This window comes from Streptomyces sp. NPDC030165, assembly GCF_055573595.1.
Genome location: NZ_JBVIBD010000004.1, coordinates 375399 through 400405 on the forward strand (window position 1 = coordinate 375399; position 25007 = coordinate 400405).

Genomic DNA, 25007 nt, shown 5'->3' on the forward strand with positions numbered 1-25007 from the left:
GGCTGGCGGGATGACGCGTGCCGAGCTCCCTACGGTCGTGACCCCCACATCCGGCGCCCTCGTCGCGGACTCCCGCGAGCGCGCCGTGCGAGCCCTGCTCCGCTTCCCCCCACTGAAGCGGCTCTGGAGCGCACAGTTCGTCGGGGCGATCGGCGATGCCCTGGCCCTGCTGGTGCTCGTACTGCTGACGCTGCAAGCGGCGGTGTACGTACCCTTCGGCGGCCTGGCGGCCTTCGGCGGCGGTTACCGGGGCGCGGCCCTCGCCGTCGCCTCCGTCTTCGCCGTCCGGATGCTGGCCACCCTGCTCTCCGGGGCGGTACTGCTGGGCCCGCTGTCCGCACTGACCGCGCCGTCGGGCCCGCTGGACCGCCGCTGGACCATGATCGGTGCGGACGGGGTGCGGCTGGCGCTGCTGGTCGTGGCCCCGCTGTGGATCGACTGGACCCCTGACAGCGCGCTGATCTGGCTGCTGGTGACGGCCTTCGTCGTCGGCGTGGCCGAGCGCTTCTGGACCGTCGCGCGGGAGAGCGCGGCGCCCGGACTGCTGCCCGCGCCGCCCCCGGCTCCGGCCCCGGATTCGCCCGGGCGGCCGGACTCCCGCGCCGAGGGCCCGGCCGTCCGCCCGCTGCCGGACAATCTGGACGCGCTGCGGCGCCTGTCGCTGCGTACCGCCTTCGTCTCGCTGCCGCTCGCCGCCGCGGGCCTGATCGTCGTCGCGCTCATCGGCAAGCTGCTGGCCAACGGCATCGGCTGGTTCGCCGACCACCAGGCCGCGCTCGCCTCGTACGTGGCCTCCGGCCTCTTCGCCGCCTCGATCTCGATCCTGTACTTCCTCGAACTTCCCGGTACGCAGACCCCGCGCCCGCGTTCCCCCCTGGAGGGCCTGCGCCGCCCCAAGAGCGACGCCGGCGTCGACCGCGGCCGTACGAACGCCGTACCGCTGCTGGTCCTGGCCTGCGCCGCGGTGGCCGGCGCGATCGCCGCGGCCGTCTCCGTCGCCGTCCTGCACGCCGGCGACCTGGGCGGCGGCCCGGTCGCCTTCGGGCTGCTGGTCCTCGGCCTGAGCGCCGGCCCGGTCGCCGGCATCCGCGGCGCGCGCAAGGTGCTGCCCGCACTGTCCCGGCGCCGCCTGCTGGCCCTCGCCGTGGCCGTCACCGGCCTGGCCCTGCTGGCGGCCGGGCTGGTCCCGGACACCACGACGGTCGTCCTGCTGACGCTGCTCGCCGGAGTGGCGGCGGGCGTCGCGGCCAACACCGGCCACACGCTCCTGGACCAGGAGACCGAAGAGCCCCGCGCCGCCCGGATGACCGAGCACCTGCACGCGGTCGTCCGGCTCGTCGTCGCGCTCGCCGTCATCGTCGCGCCGCTGCTGGCCGCGGCCATCGGCCCGCACCACCTGGCAGGCGACAAGAACGTCTTCTCGCACGGCGGCGCGGCCTTCACCTTGATGCTGGCCGGCGCGCTGCTGCTGCCGGTCGCCGCGTGGGTGCTCGGCAAGGTCGACGACCGGCAGGGCGTCCCCCTCGGACGCGACCTGCGCGAGGCCCTGCGCGGCGGCGACCCGGACCAGGCACCGGCCCCCACCGGCTTCTTCATCGCCCTGGAGGGCGGCGACGGCGCCGGCAAGTCGACGCAGGTCGAGGCGCTCGCAGCGTGGATCCGCGGCAAGGGCCACGAGGTCGTGGTGACCCGCGAGCCGGGCGCCACCGCCATCGGCAAGCGGCTGCGCTCGATCATCCTGGACGTGTCCACCTCGGGCCTGTCCGACCGCGCCGAGGCACTGATGTTCGCCGCCGACCGCGCCGAGCACGTCAACAGCGTGATCCGCCCCGCCCTGGAGCGCGGCGCCGTCGTCATCACCGACCGGTACATCGACTCCTCCGTCGCCTACCAGGGCGCGGGCCGCAACCTCGCCCCCACCGAGATCGCCCGCATCTCCCGCTGGGCCACCGACGGCCTCGTACCGCACCTGACCGTCCTCCTCGACGTCTCCCCGGAGACCGCCCGCGAGCGCTTCACCGAGGCCCCGGACCGAATGGAGTCCGAGCCCGCCGAGTTCCACCAGCGCGTCCGCTCCGGCTTCCTGACCCTGGCCGCCGCCGACCCGGCGCGCTACCTGGTCGTGGACGCCGGCCAGGAGCCGGAGGCCGTCACCACCGTCGTACGCCACCGCCTCGACCAGGTGCTGCCGCTGTCCGAGGCCGAGGTCAAGGCCCAGGAGGAGGCTCGCAAGGCGGCCGAGGAGGAGGCCCGGCGCAAGGCCGAGGAAGAGGCCGCGCGCAAGGCCGAGGAGGAGCGCAAGGAGCGCGAACGGCAGGAGCAGATCGCCAAGCTCCGCGCCGAGGAGGAAGAGCGCAAGCGCCGCGAGATCGAAGAGGCCAAGGCCCGCGAGGCCGCCCGCCAGGCCGAGGAAGCCCGCAAGCGCGCCGAGGAGGCCTGCCGGGCCGCCGAGGAGGAGCGCCAGCGGCGCGAGGCCGAGGAGCGCGCCCGGCAGGCCGAGCAGGAACGGCTGCGCAAGCAGGCCGAGGAAGAGGCACGCCTGCGCAAGGAGGCCGAGGAACGCCGCCTGGAGAAGCAGCGCAAGGCCGAAGAGGCACTGCTGCGCGCCGAGCAGGCCCGGCTGGCAGCCGCGGCCGAAGCGGAGGCCAAGGCCAAGGCCGATGCGGAAGCCCGGGCCAAGGAGGAGGCCGAGGCCGCGCGCAGGGCCGAGGAAGACGCGGCGCGGGCGGCGGAGGCCGCGGAGGCACCCACGACGGAGACGCCGATGGCGGGGCTGGAGCGGCGCGGGCGTACGGAGCCGGCGCCCTCCCCCGACGCGGAGGAGACCACCGTCCTGCCGCAGCACCGGCAGACCCCGGGAGCCTCCGACGAGACCGCGGTGCTGCCGCCCGTACGGCCCGAGGCGGGGTACAGCTGGCAGGAACGCGAGGAGGCGCGGCGCGGGGACGACCCGGCGGACCGCGTACCGGCGTGGATGTTCCGGAAGGAGAACGACGTCCCTACGGAGCGGCACGACGCCCGTACGGACCCGCGGGCCGGGGCGTCGGGTGCGTCCGGTGTCCCGGGTGTGGAACGGACCAGGGAACTCCCGCAGATCGACCCGGCCACCGGCGAACCGGTCGAGCCCGCACCGCGCCGCCGCCCCGAGTGGGCGGAGGAGACCCCGCTGGACGACCTCCCGACACTGGCCGACGAACTGCTCGGCCCGCGCGAGGACGAGGACGAGCAGCGGGGACGCGGCCGGCGGGGGCGCCGGGGGTGAGACCGGCGGACCGGTGACGCGTACGCGCACGGGATGAGCCCCTGGCAGCGGTCGAAAGTCAGCTGCCAGGGGCTCACCCCTTTCCGCCTTCCCGCCTTCCCGCCCTCCGGCACCGGCTGTCAGCGGCAGGCCCCACAATGGAACGAGCGCGGGGCGCGGAACGACAGCAGGGGAGAACGGGCGTCGCGCGGGTGGCGCGACGGCACGGGCAGGACGGACAGGAACGGCGGGCAGCGAGATGGCTGTGTGGGACGACGTGGTCGGGCAGGAACGTCTGACGGAGCAGCTGGCCGCTGCCGCACGCGACGCGGACGCGCTGGTCACCGCAGAGGGCGCGGCCGCGAACGGCGCCGACCCGATAGCGCAGTCCGGCACGTCGAAAATGACGCACGCCTGGCTGTTCACCGGCCCGCCCGGCTCCGGCCGCTCCACCGCCGCGCGCGCCTTCGCCGCCGCCCTCCAGTGCGTCAGCCCGGACCGCGCGCTCGGCGGCGCCCCCGGCTGCGGCTTCTGCGACGGCTGCCACACGAGTCTGGTGGGCACCCACGCCGACGTCGAGGTCGTCCGTACGGACCTGCTCTCGATCGGCGTGAAGGAGACCCGCGACCTGGTCCGCCGCTCCTCCATGTCCCCGTCCGGCGGCCGCTGGCAGGTCATCGTCCTGGAGGACGCCGACCGCCTCACCGAAGGCGCGGGCAACGTACTTCTCAAGGCCGTCGAGGAGCCCGCCCCCCGTACGGTCTGGCTGCTGTGCGCCCCCTCCATCGAGGACGTCCTGCCCACCATCCGCTCCCGCTGCCGGCACGTGACCCTGCGTACGCCGCCGGTCGCCGCCGTCGCCGACGTCCTCGTACGCCGGGACGGCATCGACCCCGACGCCGCCGCGGCCGCCGCCCGCGCCACCCAGGGGCACATCGGCCGGGCCCGCCGCCTGGCCACCGACGAACGGGCCCGCGCCCGCCGCGACGCCGTGCTGAAACTCCCCCTGCGCGTCGACGACATCGGCGGCTGCCTCAAGGGCGCCCAAGAACTGATCGACGCCGCGACGGAGGACGCCAAGCAGGTCGCGGAGGACGTCGACTCCAAGGAGACCGAAGAGCTGCGCGCCGCCCTCGGCGCCGCCGCCGGCACGGGCGGCCGCCTGCCGCGCGGCACGGCAGGCGCCATGAAGGAGCTCCAGGACAAGCAGAAGCGCCGCTCCACCCGCACCCAGCGCGACAGCCTCGACCTCGCCCTGACCGACCTCACCGGCTTCTACCGCGACGTCCTCGCCGTCCAGCTGAACGCCACGGTCCCGCTCGCCAACGACGAGGTCCGCGACAGCATCCGGCGTATCGCCGCCTCCTCCACCCCGGAGCGCACGCTGCGCCGGATAGAAGCCGTCATCGCCTGCCGCCAGGCCCTCGACCGCAACGTGGCCCCTCTCCTGGCGGTCGAAGCGATGACAGTCGCCCTCCGCAAGGGCTGAGCCCGCCGGCCCCCTTCCCTCTTCCGCCCCTCACCCATACGAGCGCACCCACTCACCCCCACGGACCGTCCCGACCCGGATACTCTCCGTCCACGGCCGCCAGTCGACCGCCACCGCCAAGGGCCACCGCCACAGCCACCTACCGCTCCTGCTCCCGCCCGCTCCTGCTCCCACCCCTACTCCTGCTCCTGCTACTGCTGCTGCGACGACTCAGGGACCGAGGGACCGCCCATGGCCACCAGCCGCCTGCTCCGCACCGCCGGTACCGTCCTGACGGCCACCGCACTGTTCGTCTCCGGCTGCTCCACGGGCAGCCCGTCACGCGGCGCCGCGGCCTCCGGGCAGCCGACGAACGGCCGTACGGGCTCCGCCGGCGCAGTCCCCGACGCGGCGACGGCCCTGCTCAAGCCCCTCCCCACCGCCATCCCCCCGGCCCTGCGCCCGTACTACGACCAAAAACTCACCTGGCGCGAGTGCGGCATCGTCGGCTTCGAATGCACGACGATGAAGGCCCCCCTCGACTACGCGCACCCCAGCACCGCCACCGACCTGAAACTGGCCGTCTCCCGCAAAAAAGCCACCGGCCCGGGCAGCCGCCTCGGCTCCCTCATGGTCAACCCGGGCGGCCCCGGCGGCTCGGCGATCGACTACCTCCAGCAGTACGCGCCCCAGCCCGAAGCGGTCCGGGCCCGCTACGACATGGTCGGCATGGACCCGCGCGGCGTGGCCCGCAGCGAACCGGTCACCTGCCTGTCCAATGCCCAGATGGACGACTACACCCGCGTCGACCAGACCCCCGACGACGACGCCGAGGTCGACCGCCTCACCACGGCCATGCGTACCTTCGCCCAAGGCTGCCGCTCCCGCTCCGGCGCCCGCCTCGGCCACGTCTCAACCGCCGAATCGGCACGCGACATGGACGTCCTGCGAGCCGTCCTCGGCGACGACAAGCTCACATACGTAGGCGCCTCCTACGGCACCCTCCTCGGTGCCACATACGCCGGCCTCTTCCCCTCCCGCGTCGGCCGCCTCGTCCTCGACGGCGCCATGGACCCCTCCCTGCCCGCCCGCACGATGAACCGCGACCAGACCGCCGGCTTCAACACCGCCTTCACCGCATTCGCCAAGGACTGCGCCAAGCAGCGCAACTGCCCGCTGGGCACCTCCGGCCCCGAAGAAGCAGGCCGCCACCTTTCCGCCCTCTTCAAAAAACTCGACGCCCACCCCGCCCCCACGGGCAGCTCCCGCACCCTCACCGAATCCCTCGCCACCAGCGGCGTGACGGCCGCCATGTACGACGAGGGCGCCTGGCCGGTCCTGCGCGAATACCTCGCCCAGGCCCAGAAGGGCGACGGCCGCGGCCTGCTCGCCCTCTCCGACTCCTACTACGAACGCGACCCTGACGGCACGTACGCCAACCAGATGTTCGCCAACCCCGCCGTGAACTGCCTCGACCTCCCCGGCTCCTTCTCCGGCCCCGACGAGGTACGCGCCGCCCTGCCCGCCTTCCGCAAGGCCTCTCCGGTCTTCGGTGAAAGCTTCGCCTGGGCCGCCCTGAACTGCGCGTACTGGCCGGTCAAGCCCACCGGCGAACCCCACCGCATCACCGCCGACGGCGCCGCCCCGATCCTGGTCGTAGGCACCACCCGCGACCCGGCCACCCCCTACCCCTGGGCCCGCTCTCTCGCCTCCCAGCTCTCCTCCGCCACCCTGCTCACCTACGAGGGCGACGGCCACACCGCCTACGGCCGCGGCAGCGACTGCACCGACACCGCCATCAACACCTACCTCCTGGAAGCCACACCCCCACCCCCCGACAAGCACTGCCCCTGACCCCACCCGAACCCGGTTCGGACCACCCCCATCCGATGTGTAGACTGGGCTCCGCACCACGCCGCCTTAGCTCAGTCGGCCAGAGCGACGCACTCGTAATGCGTAGGTCAAGGGTTCGATTCCCTTAGGCGGCTCAGTTGGGAACCCCAGCTCAGACCTGGTCTGGGCTGGGGTTTTCTCATTCACCGAATAGGACGCCGCCGCCGAGTCCGCTCAGTCCTGCAGCCGGCGGCAGCCTCCGGCCAGAAGGCGCCTCTCTGCGGCGCATCGCGACCTCCGAGAGCTCGGAGCGTTCCTTCACGTACCGCCGGGTCTGACCGAAGCCATGGATCGGTGCATCTCCTTTTCAGCGAGCGAGCTGTGGAATCGGAAATCCAGGTAGATAGCGCTTCGCGAAGCGAGGGATTGGCCGGGAGCATCTTTTCGTGGCTCGGCCGGTATTCGCTGACGGCTCGTACTGTTTCTTCGGCGACGTTTGCGAGGTGGGCCTCAGGCATGCCGAACTTTTGGCTCAGTGCACCTTCGAGACGTTCGAAGGCGGAGAATCTTAACCTATCGAAACGCTTGCTGCCACCGAACTTCAGGCCAAGGCCTTCCAGCTCGTCACTCGGTGAGTAGGGGGCCGTTGAGACCAGGTCGTGCACCGGGGGCAGTGAGGGTGTACGGCCGTCGCGGTAAATGAGAGACCGATTCTTCAGGTGCGAATCACCGTTTCCGACAGCGACAGAGAAAGCGATCCTGGGCACGGCTTCGCGCAGAGACGTCAGATCGTGCCCTCGGTACGAGACGGCCGCGACGGTCTCGCATGGAGAATTTCAACGCCACTCCTGCGAGGGAGAAGCGTCATGGGGAACGGCTGCCAGCCCGTTCGGGAGACGGACCTACGCTCACTGCCGGGTCCTGTCACACCCAACCGCCCTCCGGCTCATCTGCGTGCAGCACTTGGACAGCACCGGGCAGATCGTGCCCGACTTGTGCCAGGCGTTCCATTTCCCGGTCGGGGAGCGTCTATCGGGCTCTAGGGATCAAGCCTCAGCTGCCATCGCGGCGCCACGAGGTGAGCTCGGTTCCCTGTTCGTCCTACGTATCCTCTTCGCGGAGAGAGACGAGGGCGCTGCCGCGGGGAGATGACCGACTGACGCAAATATTTCGCGTTAAGGTGAGGGGATGAGCGGCAGGGTGAGTGAGGGATCCGGTGCCGGGGCCGTGGTCAAGGGGGGCAGGAAGGCTGCTCGGCCCGGTGGGCGCAGTGCGCGGGTGCAGGAGTCGGTGCACCGGGCCGTACGGGAGCTGATCGCCGAGCGGGGGCGGGACGGGCTGACGGTGCCGCTGGTCGCGGCGCGGGCCGGAGTGACGCCGTCGACCGTGTACCGGCGATGGGGTGACCTGCAGGAACTGCTGTCGGACGTGGCGGTGGAACGGCTGCGGCCGGAGGGGGAGCCGGAGGACCACGGTTCGCTGCGTGCCGACCTCGGCGCCTGGGCCGAGCAGTTCCTGGAGGAGATGGCGTCCTCGGCGGGCCGCGCTTACATCCGGGACGCGCTGGCGGGCGATCCGGACGGCAGCAACGCCGGGCAGTGTTCCGAGTACGCGGCCGAGCAGTTGCGGATTCTGCTGGGGCGGGCGGCCGGGCGGGGGGAGGCCGTGCCGGAACTGGAAGTGGCCATGGACCAGGTCGTGGCGCCGATGATGTACCGGATTCTGTTCCGGCCGGGACCGGAGACGGGGGTACGGGCGGAGACGGGGGTACGGGCGGACACGGGGCCGGGCCCGGAAGCCGGTGACGGAACTGGTGCCGGTGCCGGTAAAGGTGCCGGTGCCGCTCCGGACTACGCCCGGGGGCTGGTGGAGCGGCTGCTGTCCGGCTGACGGTCAGGGGGAGGGGGTGTCCGATAGGGCGCGGTCCCGGCCCTGACCCGTCGGACACCCCCTACACCGGCGCCACCTCCGGCACCGGCCGGTGAGCGGTCTCGTACGCGTGGGCGAGCTGGAGAAGCGTCGACTCGGCCAGCGGGCGGCCGATCAGCTGCATCCCGATGGGCAGGCCCTGGTCGTCGAAGCCGACGGGGAGGGAAAGGGCCGGGAAGCCGGTGAGGTTGGCGGGGGCGCAGAGGCGTACGTAGGCGTCGGAGACCGGTTCGGTGGTGCCGTCGGGCCAGGTGAAGGCCGGCTGGCCGGCGAGGGCGGCGGTGGCGGGGACGGTGGGGGCGGCGAGCACGTCGATGCCGTCAGCCGCGAGAGAACCGCCGTCGGCGGTGCCGTTGAAGAGCTCCAGCCAGGCCTGGTGCATCAGAGTCCGGGTGCGCTGGGCGCGGATGTAGTCCGTCGCCGGGAAGAACTCGCCGGCTTCGAGGAGGATGCGTACGTCGTCGGAGTACAGGTCGGGGACGGCGCGCAGCGTGTCCTGGTGGTACGCCGTGGCCTCGGGAACCATGTGGCCCCACTGGGCGGCATGGACGTACTCCGTCATCGGGACGTGCACGGGTACGGCGATGGCCCCCAGCGCGGTCAGGGCGTCGACGGCGGCGCGGACCGCGGCCGCCACCTGGGGCTGTACGCGGTCGAAGTAATGGTTCACGGGGACGCCGACGCGCAGGCCGGTGACCGGAGTGCCGAGGGCGCGGGTGTAGTCCTCGCGCGGGTGGTCCAGGGACGCCGGGTCGCGCGGGTCGTGTCCGGCGAGCGCCTGGAGGACCAGGGCCGCGTCGCCGACCGTACGGGTGAGCGGGCCGACGTGGTCCAGCGACCACGACAGGGACGTCACGCCGCGCCGGGAGAGCAGGCCGTACGTCGGCTTCAGGCCGACGACGTGGTTGAGGGCGGCGGGCACGCGGATCGAGCCGCCGGTGTCGGTGCCGAGGGCGAAGGTGGCCGTGCCGGCGGCGACGGCGGCCGCCGAACCGCCGCTGGAGCCCCCGGCCACATGCTCGGGTGACCAGGCGTTACGGGTCTGCGGGGTGGTCAGGCCGTACGCGAACTCGTGGGTGTGGGTCTTGCCGATCAGTACCGCACCGGCCGCTCTGAGCCGTTCCGTCACGGCGGCGTCCGCGTCCGGTGTGTGGCCCGCCCGCACCTGGGAGCTCGCCGTGGTCGGTACGCCGGCGACGTCGATCAGGTCCTTCAGCGCCACGGGGACGCCGTGCAGCGGGCCGCGGTGGCGCCCGGCGGCGATCTCCCGTTCGGCTTCGGCGGCGGAGTGCAGCGCCGCCTCGGCGGTCACCGTCACGTAGGCGCCGGCCTTCGGGTCCACGGCGGCGATCCGGTCGAGGACGGCGGTGGTGAGTTCGACGGGGGAGAGGGCGCGGTCCGCGATGAGGCGGGCGGCTTCGGTGAGGGGGAGGTGGTGGGGGAGGGGAGTGGTGGGGGGCGTGGACGAGGGTGCGTACGTCATGAGGTCTCCCGGGCGGGGGCGGAGGTGCGGGGGGCGGCGGTGAAGACGGGGGCTGGTGGTGTGTCGCCGAGGGGCAGGGTGCGCAGGGAGCTGAGGACGGAGTCGATGGCGTTCACGGTGGCGGCGACGCCGGCCAGCCGGTCTTCGGGGAGGGGGAGCCCGGCCCGGCGGGCCAGACGGGCGATGTCTTCGGGGGTGAGGGCGGGAGAGGACATGGCGCCTCCGGGGCACTTGGTGAGGGCGGGTGGGGGTGGAGGTGCGGATAGGGATGGATGGGGGTGGAGGTGTGGGTGGGGAGGGCCGGGGGCGGATGGAGCGTTAAAGCTAAGGCTTTGCGTTTGGTGAGCCTAGGGGGCTAGTCTCGGTTAAGGCAAATATTTAGCTTTTGGTTACCCGGGGTCGGCCTGACCGGCCGCAAGGCCCCGCCCCGCCCCCTCTTCACCCCGGCTCGCTCCCGCCCGTACGGAGGCCCCATGTCCCCCCGCCCCGCGCACACCTGGCACGTCGGCGACATCGTCGTGCACCGCATCGACGAAGTCGCGCTGCCGCCCGAGACCGGCGCCTGGCTGCTCCCCGGGGCGACGCCGGACCTCGTGTCCGAAGTGCCCTGGCTCGCGCCGGAGTTCGCACACCCCGACGGCACCCTGCGCGCCGCCGTGCACACCTTCGCGCTGGAGATCGGAGGTTTGCGCGTACTGGTCGACACCGGTATCGGCAACGGCAAGACGCGCGCCAACCCCGCCTGGCACCAGCTCGACACGCCCTACCTCGACCGGCTGGCCGCCGCCGGCTTCCCGCCGGAGCGGATCGACTACGTGATTAGCACGCACCTCCACGCGGACCACGTCGGCTGGAACACCCGCCTCGCCCCCGACGGCAGCTGGCAGCCGACGTTCCCACGCGCCCGCTACCTCACCTCCCGTGCCGAGTACGACTATTGGTCCGGCGTCGACATGGAGGAGAGCCGCCGTCAGATGTTCCGTGACTCGGTCGAGCCCGTACGGGAACACGGTCTGCTCGACCTGGTCGACGTCACCGCGCCCGGCACCGAGATCCTCCCGGGCCTCACCCTCGTGCCGACGCCCGGTCACACGCCGGGCCAGAGCGCGGTCGCCCTGCGCAGCCAGGGGGAGTCGGCGATCATCACCGGCGACTGCGTGCACCACCCCGTGCAGCTGGCGCACCCGCAGCTGTGCAGCAGTGTCGACATCGACCCGGAGGAGGCCGTACGGACGCGCCGGTGGCTGTTCGACGAGGTGGCGCGCAGTGGTGCGCTGATGCTCGGGAGCCACTTCGCGGCGCCGACCGGCGGGCTGGTGCGGCGGGAGGGGGCCGGCGGAGGAGCCGGAGCCGGTACGGGCGAGGCGCGGTACCGGCTGGTGGCCACCGGCGGTGAGTGACGGTCCCTTCGGCCCGGAGGGCAGGTCCCCCGTACCGCGTCGTCCGGTCACCCGACCCGGCTACGCGCCGGGGCGTGCGCTCCCCGGAGTGCGCGCCCCCGCATGGCGGCATTCTTGAATGCTTAAGGGCATATCGGGGCAAGGTTGTCGCTGTCGTTGATGCCAGCGGTGGGCGTGCCCGGGAGGCCCTGATGAACCAGAGATCGGTCCGTGTCGTCGCGGCCACCGGATGTGCCCTGCTGATCGCGTGCCTGGCGCCCGCATGGGCAGGCAGCGCGAATGCCAGTACGGGAGCCGCCGGACGGGTGACGGCCTCCCTCGCCGGTGCCGTGGACATCCCCTGGCTCACCGGCCCGGTGGTCGTCGCGCACCGAGGCGCTTCCCAGGTGGCTCCGGAGAACACCCTCGCCGCCGTGGACGCGGCGGACCGCCAGGGTTTCAAGTGGGTCGAGAACGACGTGCAGCAGACCCGGGACGGGAAGCTGGTGGTGATGCACGACCCCACGTTGACGCGGACCACCAACGCCCGGCGCCTGTTCCCCCAGCGCGCCCCCTGGCGGGTACGGGACTTCACGGCCGCCGAGATCGCGCGGCTGGACGCCGGGAGCTGGTTCCACAAGCGCTTCGCGCGCGAACGGGTGCCGACGCTCGCGGAGTTCCTGCGGCGGATGGAGGACCACGACCTGCGGCTGCTGCTGGAGATCAAGAACCCGCAGCACTACCCCGGCATCGAGGCGCGCATCGTCAAGGAGCTGTCGGGCGCGGGCTGGCTCGGCCGTGGACACGTGCGCCGCCGGCTGGTGGTGCAGAGTTTCAGCGCGAGCAGCGTGCAGACGGTGCACCGCCTGGTGCCCGGCGTCCGTACGGGGTTCCTGGGCAACCCGCCGCTGAACGCGCTCGCCTCGTACGCACGCTACGTCGACCAGATCAACCCCCAGCTGTCCAGGGTGAACGCGCAGTACGTGGCCGCCGTCCACCGGCTGCGCGGCGTACACGGCCGCCGGATGGAGGTCTTCGCCTGGGACGTACCGCTGCGGAACTACGCCCGGATCGCTTCCGCTTACGGCTTCGACGGCGTCATCGTCTGAGGAAGGCGGGTTCTGGGCGGGGCCTTACGGGATTCCGTTCACGCGGCTGGGGCGCCTCTGGTGTGCGACGCCGTAGCTCTTCCCGTAACCCCCGTAAGACCCGGGTTCGGCTCCTCGGCTCCCCGGCTCCGCGGCTCCCGCGCGCCGGGCTCCGGCCGTCTCGTAGGGTCGCAGGGGCGGCGTTTCGCCGACCGCAGGTGAGCAGCCGCCCCGGAGCGAGGCCCGGGGCACAGAAGGAGCAGGGACCGATCATGACCGACAGCGCCTGGAGCACCGGCAGCGTCTGGGGCGGGGACGAGCTGGATCTCGATGCGTACCTCGCACGGATCGGGTACGAGGGCGAGCGCGCGCCGACGGCGGCCACCCTGCGGGAACTGCATGCCCGGCACGCGGCCACCTTCGCCTTCGAGAACCTGGAGATCGTCCTGGGGCGGCCGGTCCTCCTCGGCCTGAAGTCCCTCCAGGAGAAGATGGTCGGCCGCCGCCGCGGCGGCTACTGCTACGAGCAGAACCTGCTGTACGCCGCCGCGCTGGACCGGCTCGGCTTCCAGGTCACGGGGCTGGGAGCCCGTATCCGCATGGGCGAGGCCAAGATCCGGCCGGTCACCCATGCCCTGCTCAAGGTGCGACTGGACGGCGAGGACTGGATCACCGACGTGGGCTTCGGCGGCGAGGCGCTGCTGGAGCCGGTCCCGTTGCGCGACGGCGTCGAGGTCCGGCAGGGCGGCTGGACGTTCGGCCTGGTGCGGGAAAGCGGACCGCAAGGGGAGGACGGCACCTGGGTGCTGCGCTCACGGCACGAGGACGGCTGGTTCGACCTGTACGCCTTCGGCCCGGAGGCCCGCCACCCGGCCGATTACGGCGTCTTCAACTACTACATCTCCACCCACCCGCGGTCGCCGTTCACCGGCCGGACGGTCGTCCAGCAGCCCGGCCCCGACCTGCGGCGCACCCTGATCGGTACGGAGCTGACACTGACCCGCCCCGACTGGTCCCGCGAGGTGCGCCAGATCCCGGCCGAGGAGATCCCGGCCGTACTGGCGGCGGACTTCGGGCTCGTACTGGACGAGCGGGACGCGGCCGACCTGGTGGCGCTGCACCGGGAGGAGCCGGTCGCGTGACGGCTGCGGCCTCCCGCGGGGGCTACCGGACGACCGCGAAGCCCTCGATCTCCACCAGCGCCGCCGCGTCCCACAGCCGGGTCGCGCCGATGACCGCCATCGCCGGGTAGTCGGCGCCGACCAGCCGCTTCCACACCCGGCCGATGGCCGCCGCGTTGCTGCGGTAGTCGGCCACGTCCACGGCGAAGACGGTCAGCTTGGCCAGGTCACCGGGGCCCGCGCCGGCGGCCCCGGCCGCGGTCAGGAGGTTGGCCAGCGCCCGTTCGAACTGCTCGACGACACCGTCACCGACGATGCGGCCCGTCCCGTCGAGCGCGGTCTGGCCGGCCAGGAACACGATCGTGCCCGGCGCGGCCCGTACGGCGTGGCTGAAACCGGTCGGCGGCGACAGCTCGGGGGGATTCACCCGCTCGAAACCGCCGGCCGCCGTGCGGCGTGCGTCCGTGGGCCGTGCTTCTGCCGGGACCGTCCCGCTTTCCGCCGTACCCGCACGGCCTCTGCCCTGCTCCCGCCCCGCACTCATGCCCGGTGTGCCCCCTCCGTAGCCAACTCGTACCGTACTCCCAGGGATTGCAGCGCGTCGCGCTCCTCCTGCGGAAGCTGTCCGTCGGAGATGACGAGGTCGAAATCGGCCAGCGGCGCCAGCTCGTACAGCGCCTGGCGGCCGAACTTGGAGTGGTCCACCAGCAGCACCTTGCGCCGCGCCGCGGCCATCAGCGCCCGCTTGACCAGGACGTTCTCCTGCGCCTGGTGGTAGCAGCGGCCGTCGTCGACGGCGGAGGCGGACACGAAGGCGACATCGGCGCGAAAGCTGCGGGCGATGTCGGCCGTGGACATGCCGAGGAAGGCGTTGAAGGCGGCGTGGTACTCGCCGCCCAGCGCGATCACCCGGATGTCGGGCTCCTCGGCCAGCTCGTTGATGACCTGGAGCGAGTTGGTGATGACCGTGTACGCGCCGCGCGAGGCGAGGGAGCGGGCCAGCGGCAGCGCGGTACTGGAGTCGTCGATGATCACGGCCTGGCCGGGTTCGGCGATGGCCAGCGCCGCCGCGCAGATCGCCTCCTTCGCCGCCACCTGCTCGTCGCCGCGCCAGCGCGCGTTGGACTCGAACAGGGCGTTGGGCGCGGCGGTCGCCCCGCCGCGCACCTTGCGCAGCCAGCCCTGGTGTTCCAGGGAGTCCAGGTCGCGGTGGACCATCATCTGGCTGACGCCCAGCTCCTGCACGAGGTCCTCGATGCTCACCTGGCCCTCGGCCAGCACCCGGTCCGCGATCCGCTTGCGCCGGTCCTTGGGTCCCAGCTTGCCTTCGGGCGCCGTCGTCGCCGGAGCCTCGCCGCTCTTCGCGCCCTTCGCCGGTTCCGAGGTCTTCGCGGGGGCCGGTGCCCCGGCCGGAGTCGTGGCCGCTGCCGAGGTGTCTGGAGTCCCTCCGGTGTCGGCCAACGCTGATCCCTTTCCGTACGTTCTCGGCTGTCCGCCGAGTCTATGGCGTGGTCACACCGAGGTCGCCGCCCCGGACGACGCGTGCCCGCCGGGCGACGCGGCCACCGCGTACGGGACTGCGGGACTTCCAGCGCGAACTCCAGCGCCGACAGCGCGCCACCGGTGCCGGCGCTGCTGCGCGAGTACGTACCGGGTCTGCCCGAGGCCGAACCGGAGCCGCTGGGCGAGGCGGTCCGCAGTTTCCTGTACGGGCCGGCGCTGTGGTGGCCGGACCGGCCCGAGAAGCCGCGGGAAGTGCTGGTCGCGGCGATGGTGCGGATCACGCGGGGATTCGGGGCCGTACCCGGAGCGCGGTGCGCAGCTGCCCTGTCCAGGCGGCCGTCGTCTCCCGCGTGAGGCGGGAGTCCGGCGCGAACATCTCGAAACCGTGCCAGGCCCCCGGTACGTAGTGCAGCGCGACCCGCACATCGGCGTCCATCAGCCGGCGGGCATAGGCGAGCCCGGTGTCCCGCAGCGGATCGAGGCCGCAGACGACGACGCAGGCGGCGGGCAGGCCGCGCAGGTCGGTGGCGCGGGCCGCCGCCGCGTACGGGTACGACTCGGCCCCCTCGGGCGCGTAATGCCGCCAGCCGCGCTGGATGAACGCGCCGTCCGGCAGCCGCGGGTCGCCGTCCGCGGGTGTCGGCCGCGTACCGGCCGTGTCGTCCAGGTCGGGCACGACCAGCGACTGGTGGACGAGGGCCGGGCCGCCCCGGTCGCGCGCCATCAGCGCGACGGCGGCGGCGAGCCCGGCCCCGGCGGACTGCCCGCCCACCGCGAGGCGCGCGGAATCGACACCGAGCGCCACGGCCTGCCCGGCCGTCCACTCCAGGGCGAGGAAACAGTCCTCCACCGCCGCCGGGCACGGGTGCTCCGGGGCGAGGCGGTACTCCACGGAGACCACCGCGGCCCGCACCGCGCGGACCAGCTCGATCGCCGTACGGTCCTCACCGGGCGGCGCCTGCCCGAACGTGTAGCCGCCGCCGTGGAAGTGCAGCACCCCGGGCAACGGACCCGGCGCGTCCACCGGCCGGTAGACCTCCACGGTCAGCCACGAACCGTCCGGCCGCGGCACCGCGAACCGCTCGCTCGTCACCCCGTCGCGGTCCGCCGGGAAGTGGCGGGCCAGCGCGTGCAGGCCGGTGCGGGTGCCCTCGACGTCGGCGTACGGATCGAGAAGCGGAGGCAATTGCTCCAGTACGGGCGCGAGCTCAGGATCGACATGCACAGCAGGCCCTCACTCTCCTCACATTCCTCCTCACCCCCTACCCCGCCGCCTCACTTCGCATCGGCGTAACACTCCACGACCGCCGTACCGAACGGGAACCGCACCGGCGTCGCACCGAACGCGATGCGCCCGGCCAGCTCAGCGGCCTCCGCGACGGCCTCCGCGACCGCTCCGGCCTCCTCCTCGGGAGCGTGCACGATCACCTCGTCGTGCTGGAAGAAGACCAGCTCCGCGCGGAGCGGCGCCAGCGACCGGCGCAGTGCGGCCAGCATCAGCAGCGCCCAGTCGGCGGCACTGCCCTGCACCACGAAGTTACGGGTGAACCGGCCACGCGCCCGGGTGCCCGCCGTACTGCCGTACACCGGGGCCTCCTCCTGCGGCAGGCCCGCCTCGTCGGGCGGCGCGACGGAGGCCGGCGGGCACGTACGCCCCAGCCACGTCCGTACGAGACGGCCCTCCTCGCCCGCGCGGGCCGCCGCGTCCACGTACTCCACCGCGTCCGGGTACCGCCGCCGCAGGTCCGCCAGGTGTTTGAGGGCGTCCCCGGACGTCTGGCCGTACACGGCACCCAGCAATGCCAGCTTGGCCTGCGCCCGGTCGCCCCCGAAGGCACGCGCCGCCAGGTCGGCGTACAGGTCGCGGCCGCTGCCCGCCACCTCCATCAGCCCCCGGTCCCGGGAGACCGCCGCCAGCACCCGCGGCTCCATCTGCTCCGCGTCCGCGACCACCAGCCGCCAGCCCGGGTCGGCCACCACGGCCCGGCGCACCACCTTCGGGATCTGGAGCGCGCCGCCGCCGTTGGTCGTCCAGCGGCCCGAGACCGTGCCCCCGGGCAGGTACTCCGGGCGGAACCGGCCCTCGTGCACCCACTGCTGCAACCAGGCCCAGCCGTGCGCCGTGTGCAGCCGGTACAGGCGCTTGTACTCCAGCAGCGGCGCCACCGCCGGATGCCGCACCTCCTGCAACTCCCACTTACGGGTCGACCGCAGCGTGATGCCGGCGCCGGCGAACGCCTTGACGATCTCGCCCGGCAGATCCGGGCGCACCCGCACGCCCTCCCCGAACGCCCGCGACACCTCCTCGGCCAGCTCCGCCATCCGGCGCGGCTCCAGGCCACCCGGATAGCGCTCGCCGAGCAGTTCGTCCAGCAGCTCCCGGTGCACGTCCGCCCGCCACGGCAGCCCGGCCCGCCGCATCTCCGCGGCGACGAGCATCCCGGCCGACTCCGCGGCCAGCAGCAGCCGCATCCGGTCCGGGTGCTCGGCCCGCTCCGTACGCTCCAGCTGCCCGGCGTACACCTCCAGCAGCGCGGTGAACTCGTCCACCCCCGGCGGCAGCGGCACCGGGCCGGGCTCGAACAGTGACGGCTGGGTCTCCGCGCCGCGCACCGGCGGATCGTCGGGCACCGGCAGCCGGTGCCGCCGCGCCCACGCCGCGGCGAGCGACCGCGGCTGGCCGGACTGGCCCTCCTCGTGTCCGATCAGCAGCGCCTCGGCCGCCTCGACGTCGTAACACCGCTCGACGCGGACGCTGGCCGCGAGCAGCTCGCGGTACGTCTCGGCGGTCGAACGCCACACCCAGCGCTCCGCGTCCGGACACGCCCGTACGGCCTCCGCCACGCTCCTCGCGCGGACCGGCACCCCCACCGGCCGCCCGGCCACGTCCACGGCACACGCCGCCACACCCCCGTCACCGGTCCCCCCGACCACCCACCGCATACGTCCACTTTCCCATTCCGGACTTTTCGGGGCTTCCCCGCGGGCCCCCGAAGACCGGCGCCCGCCCCGCAGCTCGCCTCCCGCAGCTCACGCCCCCGTCAGGCCGCAACCACCCCCAACTCCCGCCCCGAACAACCCCCAGCCTTCCGGCTTCCTCCGCCAGCTCCTTCAGCGCCGCCTCCGGGAGGGCAGCGCCGCCAAACGCCGATGCCTGCAGGGCCGGTATCTGTAGGGATGACGAGTCCGATCCCCGTTCGTGCCCCCATTGCACACCACCCCACTGACAACGGCCCCGCCACCGCCTCCGCCCGCCCCCGTCAAGACGCGCCGTCAACTCCGACGTTGGCCGGTTAGCTCCCCTACCCGGTCCACCTGACTAGGGGGAGAATGCGCGCGCCGACCCAGGTCACGCACCCCGCACCCGCATCCCCGCCCACGGCAGACAAGGGAGTCGCCCCTATGGCCATCGCGCACCGTGCCATCGGTTCAGGACCGCACCCGGTGATCGTTCTCCACGACTGGTTCGGAACCTCGGCCAACTGGGGTTCCGTCCTGGACTTCCTCGACCGGGAGACCTTCACGTACGCCTTCCTCGACTGCCGCGGTTACGGCGACCGCAAGTACGTACCGGGCCGCTATGACCTGCCGGAGATCGCCGGCGACGCGCTGGCCCTCGCCGACCAGCTCGGCTGGGAGCGGTTCTCCCTGGTGGGCCACTCGATGGGTGCCAAGGCGATGCAGCAGGTGCTGGTCCGCGCCCCCCATCGGGTGAACCGGATGCTGGGTCTCGCACCGGTCCCCGCCGGTACGTACCCGATGGACGACGCGACGCACGAGCTGTTCTACGGGGCCTCGGCGGACCCGGACAAACGGCGCGCCATCATCGATCTGGTCACGGGCCACCGCGCGAGCCGGATCTGGCTGGACCGGATGGTGCGCCACTCCCTCGACATCTCCCGTGCGGAGGCGCACGCGGCCTACCTCGCCAGCTGGCAGCGGCTCGACCTCTCGGAGGCGGTCGCGGACGCGGCGAAGCGGTACTCCGTTCCCGTACGGGTGGTCGTCGGCGCGTACGACCTCGCGCTCACCGCCGACCTCATGCGGGAGACCTGGCAGCGGTGGTACCCCCAGGCGGAGATCGTCACGATCGAGGGCTCGGGGCACTACCCGATGCACGAGACGCCGGTGGCGCTGGCCACGACCATGGAGGACTTCCTCCGCGCCTGATCCAGGTCCTCGCGGCTTCCGTGGCCCCTTCCCGCGAGCAGGCCCGCGCCCGCAACCTCTGTCAGCATGGCTTCGTACCGCCTGTATCACCGCAAACCATGCGCAAGGCGGGTGTACCGCCCACCGTGTGCCGTCCCGGTGGGCAAGACGGCCGACGGAGCGAGGTGCGGGCATGCGGGTGGCTCTGGCGCAGACGGACTGCGGGCTGGGCGAGGTCGACGCGAACCTCGCCACCGCGCGGGAAGAGGTCGAGAAGTCGGCGGAGCAGGGCGCCGACCTCGTCGTCTTCCCGGAACTGAGTCTGCACGGATACCACCTGGGCGCCCTGTCCCGGGACGTCTCGGTCGAGGCGCAGGACCCGCGGCTGCGCGAGCTGAGCCTGCTCGGCCCGGACGTCCTCGTGGGCTTCCACGAGCACACGGTCCTGCGGGCCTACAACACGGCCGCTTACTACGCGGACGGCGCGCTGCTGCACGCGCACCGCAAGCTGTACCTCCCGAACTACCTGTCCTGGGAGGAGCGCAAGCACGTCAGCCCGGGCCAGTCGCTGCGCGCGTACGGTCTGACGAAGTCCCCGAGCGGCGGCCGTGGGGCGACGCTGGTCTGCAACGACGCCTGGCAGCCGGTGCTGCCCTGGATCGCCGTGCAGGACGGCGCCGAGGTGCTGTTCGTGCCCACCAACAGCGCGGCCAGCCTCGACCCGGAGGCCATGGACACCGGCTCGTACTGGGACACGCTGCTCTCCTACACGGCGCGGATGCTCCAGTGCTGGATCGTCTTCGTCAACCGGGTGGGCAACGAGCACGGGGCCGCCTTCTGGGGCGGCTCGCGGGTGGTGGATCCGCGCGGCACGGTGGTGGCGCAGGCGCCGAAGTGGGAGACGGCGCTGGTCACGGTGGACATCGACCTCTCCGAGGCGCGCCGCCAGCGCCGCGCCGTCCCCCTGGTCGCGGAGGCCCGCCTCGGCCTCATCGACCGCGAGGTGCGGCGCTTGATCGACGAGGGCGGGGACAGCTGAGGTGGCCCAGGGGAAGGGCACGCTCGTTCGGATGAAGAGTCACCCGGATGCCGGTGTGGTTTTGCCTAAGGTGGCAGTGTCGCTCCGCATGAAGGAGGTCCCGTGACATCGGCAGCTCCAGACGCGCCCCGCACGCGATCGGTGACGACGTCATGATCGCGTCGGTCGAGGAAGCCTTCGAAACGTTGAACGCGGCAGCCCCTGAGGGATGGCGCGTGGAACTGGTCGAAGGGAAGATCCATGTGGTGCCACGCGAACGGGGAGCATGAGGAGATCGTGGCGGAAGTCGCGGACCAGGTGTCCGGCCGCCGCAAGGACGCGGAGCTGCGCACACGTACCGGGCTCGGCCTGAACGTGCCGGGGGTCTCGGTCACCGGAAAGGTCGTCCCTGATCTGGTGACCGCCCCGAAGGGGAGCTTCAGCGACCGGCTGGAGTACCACGATCCAGCGTCGGTGATGCTGGTGGGCGAGGTGACCTCGAAGTCCACCGCGGAGCAGGACCGCGGTCCCGAGCTGCGCGGTTACGCCCGGGCCGGTATCCCCTTCCACCTCCTGGTGGACCGGGAAGCGGAGCAGGTCTCCCTCTGCTCCGAACCGGCGGGCGACAGGTACACCCGCGTGTCGGCGGTCGCCCTTTCCAAGACGATCGCCCTCCCTGCGCCCTTCGGCTTCGAGATCGATACGGGCGAGTTCTGAACCGCGTGGCCTACGGGCCCGCCCCGGATGCCTGGCCTCCGGGGCGGGCCCGTAGCCGTACCCCCTACCAGCTCGACTTCCGCACCCCCGGCAGGAACCCCGCGTGTGCCTGTTCGCGCAGGCTGACGCGGGAGAGACCGAAGGCGCGGAAGTAGCCGCGCGGGCGGCCGTCGACGCTGTCCCGGTTGCGTACGCGGGTGGCGCTCGCGTCGCGCGGCTGGCGGGCGAGTTCGCGCTGGGCGGCCAGCCGCTCCTCCTCCGGGGTGTGCGGGCTGCGGATGACGGACTTCAGCAGGGCCCGCCGGGCGGCGTAGCGCGCCACCGTCGCGCGCCGCTTCTCGTTCTTCGCGATCTTGCTCTGCTTCGCCATCAGACCTTCTCTCCTCGTGCGCGGATCCGGGCGACGGCCGCCTCGATCCCGATCGTGTCCACGGTCTTGATCCCCTTCGCGCTGAGCGTGAGGCGGACGTGCCGCCCCTCGCTCGCCAGCCAGTAGCGCTTGCGCTGGGTGTTGGGGTCGAACCGCCGTGACGTGCGGCGGTGGGAGTGCGAGACGGACTTGCCGAAGCCGGGGCTGCGGCCGGTGAGCTGGCAGTGGGCGGACAAGGTCAGTACCTCCTAATGAAAATGGAAACCATTTCTGTATAGTAGCGCCCATGGCCCGCAACGAACTACGACCCGTGATCAAGCTCCGGTCCACCGCCGGCACCGGCTACACCTACGTCACCCGCAAGAACCGCCGGAACAACCCCGACCGGCTGGTGCTGAAGAAGTACGACCCGGTCGCCGGCCGCCACGTCGACTTCCGAGAGGAGCGCTGAGCAGCGCCATGAAGCCTGGAATCCACCCCGCGTACGGGCCCGTCGTCTTCCGCGACCGGGCCGCCGATTACGCCTTCCTGACCCGGTCGACCGCCACCAGCGACAAGACGATCGAGTGGGAGGACGGCAACACGTACCCGGTCATCGACGTCGAGATCTCCTCGGCGAGCCACCCCTTCTACACGGGGACGGCGCGCGTGCTGGACACCGCGGGGCGCGTCGAGCGGTTCGAGCGCCGTTACGGCAAGCGCGGGGCCCGCTGATGGGCGGCCCGTCGAGGGAGGGCGCACCCGGCGGTCCCGGGGGCGGCTTCGGGGACCGGCTGTCCGTGGTGATCATCGGCGGGCTGCACTCGGACGCCCGCCGGACGGCGGTGGAGCGGCTGCTGCGCGCCGTGCCCGGCAGTGTCGCGCTCCACCACGACCTCGCTTCCGCCGCTGAAGGAACGGTTCGCCGGACCGTGCGGGACGCCGGTGGCGTGCTCGACACGGGCGAGGCGCCGCTGGTCAACGACTGCGCCTGCTGCGCGCTCCGCGAGGACCTGGTCCCCGAGCTGGAGCGGCTGGCCGCCGGCCGCACCTGCCGGCTGGCCGTCGTCGAACTGTGGGATTCCGTGGAGCCCAAGGCCATGGCCGAGGTCGTCACCGCCTGCGGCGGCGAGGAACTCGCGCTGTCCGGCGTGCTCACCGCCGTCGACCCGGCACTGCTGCTGCCGTACCTGGGCTGCGGCGACGACCTGGCCGAGGCCGGGCTCGCCGCGGCCGCCTCGGACCAGCGGACCGTCGCGGACACCTGGGCCCGCCAGCTGGAGTACCCGCCGGTGCTCGTCGTCGTACCGGGTGAGGAGGAGGGCGACGCCGCCGATCTGGCGCTGCTCGCGCAGCTGCACCCGACGGCGCGGCTGGTGGACGCCGACTCCCCGGGCGAGCTGGCCGCCGCGGCGCTGGCCGGATTCGACGTGGAGGCGGCCGCCGCGCGGCAGCACCCGGCGTGCGCGCTGCTCCCGCAGGAGGCCGACGCGGACGGCGTCGGAACGCTCGTCTGGCACCGTACCCGGCCCTTCCACCCGGCCCGGCTGTACGCGGCGCTGGAGGACCTGACCTGTGTGGCGGCCCGCAGCCGTGGCCGGTTCTGGCTCGCGGACCGGCCGGACACGCTGCTGTCGTGGGACGCGGCGGGCGGTGCCCTGTGCGTCGAGAACGCCGGCCCGTGGCTGGCCGCGCTGCCGGACGCCGCCTGGGATCTGGTGCCGCCGGTACGCCGCGCCGCGGCCGCGCTGGACTGGCACCCCGAGCACGGCGACCGCGCGCAGCACCTCGTCTTCACCTCACCGGGGCTGGACCGGGACGGGCTGACGTCGCTGCTGGAGTCCTGCCTGCTGACGGACGAGGAGTACGCGGGCGGGCCCGAGGCCTGGAAGCGGCTGACGCCCGCGTTCGACGAACTCCTCGACCCCGTTCCGTAACCCGCCCTCAAGGCCGCCGACCGGCCCGTACGACCTCAGGAGCCCCCATGCCCCGCCGCCACGACCCCCGTAAGAAGACCGTGCCCCGTCCCAACCCGCTGGACGCCGCGGGCATCACGTACATCGACTACAAGGACACCGACCTGCTGCGGAAGTTCATCTCCGACCGCGGCAAGATCCGCAGCCGCCGGGTCACGCGGGTGAGCGCGCAGCAGCAGCGGCAGCTGGCCCGTGCGATCAAGAACGCGCGGGAGATGGCGTTGCTGCCGTACTCGTCCAAGTGAGGGCCGTGGGGCGGCCGGCGCTATTTTTCGCGAGTCGCCGCTGCTGTGCCGCCGTTCACGCAGAAGTCCGGCCCGCTGACCGGCCTTCCGGAGCACCGTGAGGTGTTGCGGAAGGCCGGTTCTCTTGTTCCGGGGAACCCTGGCGTCCGGTGATACGTCCCGTGAGCATGGTGTTCGACGTGCTGTGACCGGTGCGCCACGGGCCGTCGTGCACGTGCATCCGACCATGCATCTGCATATGAACGAAGCTATGATCCCCATCAGTTGCAGTTGACACCGGTTCCCGTTGTGCGCACTGCTGCTGACAGCCCATCACCGACCGCCGACCGCTCAGCGCGCCACGACCCGTCACCGCTGACCACCGCATCCACCGGGAGACACCTGTGCCCGACGCATACAACGGCATGGCCGCAACGGATCTCCACGGTGTGACCTGGCAGAAGAGCCGGCACAGCAACTCGCAGGGCTCCTGCGTGGAGTTCGCGCGGCTGCCGGGCGGCGAGATCGCCGTACGCAACTCCCGCTTCCCGGACGGGCCGGCGCTCGTCTACACCCCGGCCGAGGTCGAGGCGATGATCCTGGGCGTCAAGGACGGCGAATTCGACCACTTGATGCGGGACTGACCGGTACGGGACCGACTGGTCCCCGGCCGGCCGGTGCGGGACCGGCCGGTATGCCCGCGCGCCTGCCCGGACGGCCGCGGCCGTCCGGGCAGGCCGGCGGAGGCTCCGTGGCCCCCGGGCCCCGTGCCCCCGAGGCCCCGGAGCGTCCGCCGCTCAGGGCAGCCGGAACTGCGCCCACACGATCTTTCCGTGCGGTGCGCCGGCCAGCGGTTGCCAGCCCCAGCCGTCGCTGAAGGAGTCGACCAGGTACAGGCCGCGTCCCGACTCCGCGCCGGCGTCGGCCTCCTCGGCCTCCGGGGACGCGTCGCTGGAGTCGCGCACCGCGCACACCAGCCGGGATGACCACAGCATCAGGTGCAGGCGTGCGGGCAGGGCGCCCGGGGTGCGGGCAGGCTCGAACGGGTCGGCGTCGGCAGGGCCGTACGGTGCGGTCCGGGTGGGTTCGTACGCGCCGGGGGTGCCGGCCGGCGGGGCGTGCCGCAGTGCGTTGGTGACCAGTTCGGAGACGACCAGGGCGACGCTGTCGAAGATCTCCTCCAGCTCCCACCGGTGCAGGGTCTCGCGCGTGAAGTGCCGTGCGCCGCGCACCGATTCGTAGCGGGGGGCCAGCGAGTAGGAGACGGATCCGGAGACGGCCGGGGGGTCGACGGGAGGAAAGCCCTGCCATGACGGCTGGAGCATGGTCAAAACCTTGGTCCCCATGCGAGGCACTCCTGGCGTTCGCGGACGTCATGACCCTGGCCGGGCAGCTGGATCTGGCGGTCTGGCGGATCTTTCCCGAGCGTGCATGCGTGCGCTGTCCATGGTTCCCAATGCGTACGCCAGATGCAAGGGCAGATGCACGTGCACGTGCCCTGTTTGGGAGCGCGCGTGCCGCTTCACGCG

The 25007-nt window shown here is 72.7% G+C and carries 25 protein-coding genes and 1 tRNA gene; 16 read left to right on the top strand and 10 right to left on the bottom strand.

Annotated features, from left to right (window positions below):
- The first annotated feature begins 10 nt into the window (after nucleotides 1-10).
- The 4 genes from tmk to ACZ4Z1_RS10645 all read left to right on the top strand — a co-directional run bounded on the left by tmk (nucleotide 11) and on the right by ACZ4Z1_RS10645 (nucleotide 6697).
- Nucleotides 11-3262: a dTMP kinase gene (tmk, locus tag ACZ4Z1_RS10630; RefSeq protein ID WP_468486189.1), complete on the top strand. Its 3252-nt coding sequence runs from the start codon at nucleotides 11-13 to the stop codon at nucleotides 3260-3262.
- Between the two features lie 238 nt (nucleotides 3263-3500).
- Entirely contained in the window at nucleotides 3501-4730 is a 1230-nt protein-coding gene (locus tag ACZ4Z1_RS10635; protein ID WP_468486190.1) for a DNA polymerase III subunit delta', read from the top strand.
- 231 nt (nucleotides 4731-4961) lie between these two features.
- Nucleotides 4962-6563 (top strand): alpha/beta hydrolase, encoded by a 1602-nt coding sequence (locus tag ACZ4Z1_RS10640; RefSeq protein ID WP_468486191.1) that lies wholly within the window; start codon nucleotides 4962-4964, stop codon nucleotides 6561-6563.
- Nucleotides 6564-6623: 60 nt separating this feature from the next.
- Nucleotides 6624-6697, top strand: a tRNA-Thr gene (locus ACZ4Z1_RS10645).
- Nucleotides 6698-6745: 48 nt separating this feature from the next.
- On the opposite strand, the gene ACZ4Z1_RS10650 is transcribed toward ACZ4Z1_RS10645, so the two are convergent.
- On the bottom strand, nucleotides 6746-7330 hold the full coding sequence (locus ACZ4Z1_RS10650) for a HipA domain-containing protein (RefSeq protein WP_468486315.1): 585 nt from the start codon (nucleotides 7328-7330) through the stop codon (nucleotides 6746-6748).
- 400 nt (nucleotides 7331-7730) lie between these two features.
- Here ACZ4Z1_RS10650 and ACZ4Z1_RS10655 point away from each other — a divergent pair, with 400 nt between their 5' ends.
- Nucleotides 7731-8432 (top strand): TetR/AcrR family transcriptional regulator, encoded by a 702-nt coding sequence (locus tag ACZ4Z1_RS10655; RefSeq protein WP_468486192.1) that lies wholly within the window; start codon nucleotides 7731-7733, stop codon nucleotides 8430-8432.
- Nucleotides 8433-8493: 61 nt separating this feature from the next.
- Here ACZ4Z1_RS10655 and ACZ4Z1_RS10660 read toward each other — a convergent pair whose 3' ends face one another.
- Nucleotides 8494-9954: an amidase gene (locus tag ACZ4Z1_RS10660; protein WP_468486193.1), complete on the bottom strand. Its 1461-nt coding sequence runs from the start codon at nucleotides 9952-9954 to the stop codon at nucleotides 8494-8496.
- Entirely contained in the window at nucleotides 9951-10169 is a 219-nt protein-coding gene (locus tag ACZ4Z1_RS10665; RefSeq protein ID WP_468486194.1) for a hypothetical protein, read from the bottom strand. Before ACZ4Z1_RS10665 ends, ACZ4Z1_RS10660 begins: the two co-directional genes overlap by 4 nt.
- A 258-nt stretch (nucleotides 10170-10427) precedes the next feature.
- Between ACZ4Z1_RS10665 and ACZ4Z1_RS10670 the strand changes: the two genes are divergently transcribed.
- The 3 genes from ACZ4Z1_RS10670 (at nucleotide 10428) to ACZ4Z1_RS10680 (ending at nucleotide 13563) form a co-directional block, all read left to right on the top strand.
- A complete protein-coding gene (locus ACZ4Z1_RS10670) occupies nucleotides 10428-11354 on the top strand; it encodes an MBL fold metallo-hydrolase (RefSeq protein WP_468486195.1) in 927 nt (308 codons plus the stop codon).
- A 191-nt stretch (nucleotides 11355-11545) separates the two neighbouring features.
- Nucleotides 11546-12442 (top strand): glycerophosphodiester phosphodiesterase, encoded by an 897-nt coding sequence (locus ACZ4Z1_RS10675; protein ID WP_468486196.1) that lies wholly within the window; start codon nucleotides 11546-11548, stop codon nucleotides 12440-12442.
- Between the two features lie 251 nt (nucleotides 12443-12693).
- Nucleotides 12694-13563 carry an arylamine N-acetyltransferase family protein gene (locus ACZ4Z1_RS10680; RefSeq protein WP_468486197.1) on the top strand — a complete coding sequence of 290 codons (870 nt, stop codon included), beginning with the start codon at nucleotides 12694-12696 and terminating at the stop codon, nucleotides 13561-13563.
- A gap of 22 nt (nucleotides 13564-13585) precedes the next feature.
- Here the strand turns inward: ACZ4Z1_RS10680 and ACZ4Z1_RS10685 are convergent, their stop codons facing one another.
- From ACZ4Z1_RS10685 to ACZ4Z1_RS10700, 4 genes are all read right to left on the bottom strand, one after another.
- On the bottom strand, nucleotides 13586-13969 hold the full coding sequence (locus ACZ4Z1_RS10685; protein ID WP_468486198.1) for a RidA family protein: 384 nt from the start codon (nucleotides 13967-13969) through the stop codon (nucleotides 13586-13588).
- 113 nt (nucleotides 13970-14082) lie between these two features.
- Complete coding sequence (locus ACZ4Z1_RS10690) at nucleotides 14083-15003, bottom strand: DeoR/GlpR family DNA-binding transcription regulator (protein WP_468486199.1); 921 nt, start codon at nucleotides 15001-15003, stop codon at nucleotides 14083-14085.
- Nucleotides 15004-15322: 319 nt separating this feature from the next.
- Nucleotides 15323-16270 carry an alpha/beta hydrolase gene (locus ACZ4Z1_RS10695; RefSeq protein WP_468486200.1) on the bottom strand — a complete coding sequence of 316 codons (948 nt, stop codon included), beginning with the start codon at nucleotides 16268-16270 and terminating at the stop codon, nucleotides 15323-15325.
- A gap of 50 nt (nucleotides 16271-16320) precedes the next feature.
- Nucleotides 16321-17988, bottom strand: coding sequence for a bifunctional 3'-5' exonuclease/DNA polymerase (locus ACZ4Z1_RS10700; RefSeq protein ID WP_468486201.1), 1668 nt, complete (start codon nucleotides 17986-17988; stop codon nucleotides 16321-16323).
- Between the two features lie 459 nt (nucleotides 17989-18447).
- On the opposite strand from ACZ4Z1_RS10700, the gene ACZ4Z1_RS10705 reads away from it, so the two are divergent.
- From ACZ4Z1_RS10705 to ACZ4Z1_RS10715, 3 genes are all read left to right on the top strand, one after another.
- Nucleotides 18448-19215, top strand: a complete 768-nt coding sequence (locus tag ACZ4Z1_RS10705; RefSeq protein WP_468486202.1) for an alpha/beta fold hydrolase — start codon at nucleotides 18448-18450, stop codon at nucleotides 19213-19215.
- A 172-nt stretch (nucleotides 19216-19387) separates the two neighbouring features.
- Nucleotides 19388-20233, top strand: a complete 846-nt coding sequence (locus ACZ4Z1_RS10710; protein ID WP_468486203.1) for a nitrilase-related carbon-nitrogen hydrolase — start codon at nucleotides 19388-19390, stop codon at nucleotides 20231-20233.
- Between the two features lie 276 nt (nucleotides 20234-20509).
- A complete protein-coding gene (locus ACZ4Z1_RS10715; protein ID WP_468486204.1) occupies nucleotides 20510-20929 on the top strand; it encodes a Uma2 family endonuclease in 420 nt (139 codons plus the stop codon).
- Between the two features lie 64 nt (nucleotides 20930-20993).
- On the opposite strand, the gene rpsN is transcribed toward ACZ4Z1_RS10715, so the two are convergent.
- Both rpsN and rpmB read right to left on the bottom strand, forming a co-directional pair.
- Nucleotides 20994-21299: a 30S ribosomal protein S14 gene (gene rpsN / locus ACZ4Z1_RS10720; protein WP_468486205.1), complete on the bottom strand. Its 306-nt coding sequence runs from the start codon at nucleotides 21297-21299 to the stop codon at nucleotides 20994-20996.
- The gene (gene rpmB, locus ACZ4Z1_RS10725) at nucleotides 21299-21535 is read right to left on the bottom strand and encodes a 50S ribosomal protein L28 (RefSeq protein ID WP_468486206.1); all 237 of its coding nucleotides are present in this window, start codon (nucleotides 21533-21535) and stop codon (nucleotides 21299-21301) included. The genes rpsN and rpmB overlap by 1 nt, the downstream gene beginning before the upstream one ends.
- Nucleotides 21536-21585: 50 nt before the next feature.
- Here rpmB and rpmG point away from each other — a divergent pair, with 50 nt between their 5' ends.
- The 5 genes from rpmG (at nucleotide 21586) to ACZ4Z1_RS10750 (ending at nucleotide 24122) form a co-directional block, all read left to right on the top strand.
- Entirely contained in the window at nucleotides 21586-21750 is a 165-nt protein-coding gene (gene rpmG, locus ACZ4Z1_RS10730; RefSeq protein WP_030260286.1) for a 50S ribosomal protein L33, read from the top strand.
- A gap of 8 nt (nucleotides 21751-21758) precedes the next feature.
- Nucleotides 21759-22013 carry a type B 50S ribosomal protein L31 gene (locus ACZ4Z1_RS10735; protein WP_365837879.1) on the top strand — a complete coding sequence of 85 codons (255 nt, stop codon included), beginning with the start codon at nucleotides 21759-21761 and terminating at the stop codon, nucleotides 22011-22013.
- Entirely contained in the window at nucleotides 22013-23215 is a 1203-nt protein-coding gene (locus tag ACZ4Z1_RS10740; protein ID WP_468486207.1) for a GTP-binding protein, read from the top strand. Before ACZ4Z1_RS10735 ends, ACZ4Z1_RS10740 begins: the two co-directional genes overlap by 1 nt.
- A gap of 47 nt (nucleotides 23216-23262) precedes the next feature.
- Nucleotides 23263-23499 (top strand): 30S ribosomal protein S18, encoded by a 237-nt coding sequence (gene rpsR / locus ACZ4Z1_RS10745; protein ID WP_468486208.1) that lies wholly within the window; start codon nucleotides 23263-23265, stop codon nucleotides 23497-23499.
- A 383-nt stretch (nucleotides 23500-23882) separates the two neighbouring features.
- Nucleotides 23883-24122 carry a DUF397 domain-containing protein gene (locus tag ACZ4Z1_RS10750; protein ID WP_385227785.1) on the top strand — a complete coding sequence of 80 codons (240 nt, stop codon included), beginning with the start codon at nucleotides 23883-23885 and terminating at the stop codon, nucleotides 24120-24122.
- 153 nt (nucleotides 24123-24275) lie between these two features.
- Here ACZ4Z1_RS10750 and ACZ4Z1_RS10755 read toward each other — a convergent pair whose 3' ends face one another.
- Nucleotides 24276-24824: an ATP-binding protein gene (locus ACZ4Z1_RS10755; protein ID WP_468486209.1), complete on the bottom strand. Its 549-nt coding sequence runs from the start codon at nucleotides 24822-24824 to the stop codon at nucleotides 24276-24278.
- Nucleotides 24825-25007 lie beyond the last annotated feature (183 nt).

Excerpts from the sequence above, each read along its gene's own strand:
- tmk (WP_468486189.1), top strand. The coding sequence starts at position 11 with ATGACGCGTGCCGAGCTCCCTACGGTCGTGACCCCCACATCCGGCGCC.
- ACZ4Z1_RS10635 (WP_468486190.1), top strand. The coding sequence starts at position 3,501 with ATGGCTGTGTGGGACGACGTGGTCGGGCAGGAACGTCTGACGGAGCAG.
- ACZ4Z1_RS10640 (WP_468486191.1), top strand. The coding sequence starts at position 4,962 with ATGGCCACCAGCCGCCTGCTCCGCACCGCCGGTACCGTCCTGACGGCC.
- ACZ4Z1_RS10655 (WP_468486192.1), top strand. The coding sequence starts at position 7,731 with ATGAGCGGCAGGGTGAGTGAGGGATCCGGTGCCGGGGCCGTGGTCAAG.
- ACZ4Z1_RS10660 (WP_468486193.1), bottom strand. The coding sequence starts at position 9,954 with ATGACGTACGCACCCTCGTCCACGCCCCCCACCACTCCCCTCCCCCAC.
- ACZ4Z1_RS10665 (WP_468486194.1), bottom strand. The coding sequence starts at position 10,169 with ATGTCCTCTCCCGCCCTCACCCCCGAAGACATCGCCCGTCTGGCCCGC.
- ACZ4Z1_RS10670 (WP_468486195.1), top strand. The coding sequence starts at position 10,428 with ATGTCCCCCCGCCCCGCGCACACCTGGCACGTCGGCGACATCGTCGTG.
- ACZ4Z1_RS10675 (WP_468486196.1), top strand. The coding sequence starts at position 11,546 with ATGAACCAGAGATCGGTCCGTGTCGTCGCGGCCACCGGATGTGCCCTG.
- ACZ4Z1_RS10680 (WP_468486197.1), top strand. The coding sequence starts at position 12,694 with ATGACCGACAGCGCCTGGAGCACCGGCAGCGTCTGGGGCGGGGACGAG.
- ACZ4Z1_RS10700 (WP_468486201.1), bottom strand. The coding sequence starts at position 17,988 with ATGCGGTGGGTGGTCGGGGGGACCGGTGACGGGGGTGTGGCGGCGTGT.
- ACZ4Z1_RS10705 (WP_468486202.1), top strand. The coding sequence starts at position 18,448 with ATGGCCATCGCGCACCGTGCCATCGGTTCAGGACCGCACCCGGTGATC.
- ACZ4Z1_RS10710 (WP_468486203.1), top strand. The coding sequence starts at position 19,388 with ATGCGGGTGGCTCTGGCGCAGACGGACTGCGGGCTGGGCGAGGTCGAC.
- rpsN (WP_468486205.1), bottom strand. The coding sequence starts at position 21,299 with ATGGCGAAGCAGAGCAAGATCGCGAAGAACGAGAAGCGGCGCGCGACG.
- rpmG (WP_030260286.1), top strand. The coding sequence starts at position 21,586 with ATGGCCCGCAACGAACTACGACCCGTGATCAAGCTCCGGTCCACCGCC.
- ACZ4Z1_RS10735 (WP_365837879.1), top strand. The coding sequence starts at position 21,759 with ATGAAGCCTGGAATCCACCCCGCGTACGGGCCCGTCGTCTTCCGCGAC.
- ACZ4Z1_RS10740 (WP_468486207.1), top strand. The coding sequence starts at position 22,013 with ATGGGCGGCCCGTCGAGGGAGGGCGCACCCGGCGGTCCCGGGGGCGGC.
- rpsR (WP_468486208.1), top strand. The coding sequence starts at position 23,263 with ATGCCCCGCCGCCACGACCCCCGTAAGAAGACCGTGCCCCGTCCCAAC.
- ACZ4Z1_RS10755 (WP_468486209.1), bottom strand. The coding sequence starts at position 24,824 with ATGGGGACCAAGGTTTTGACCATGCTCCAGCCGTCATGGCAGGGCTTT.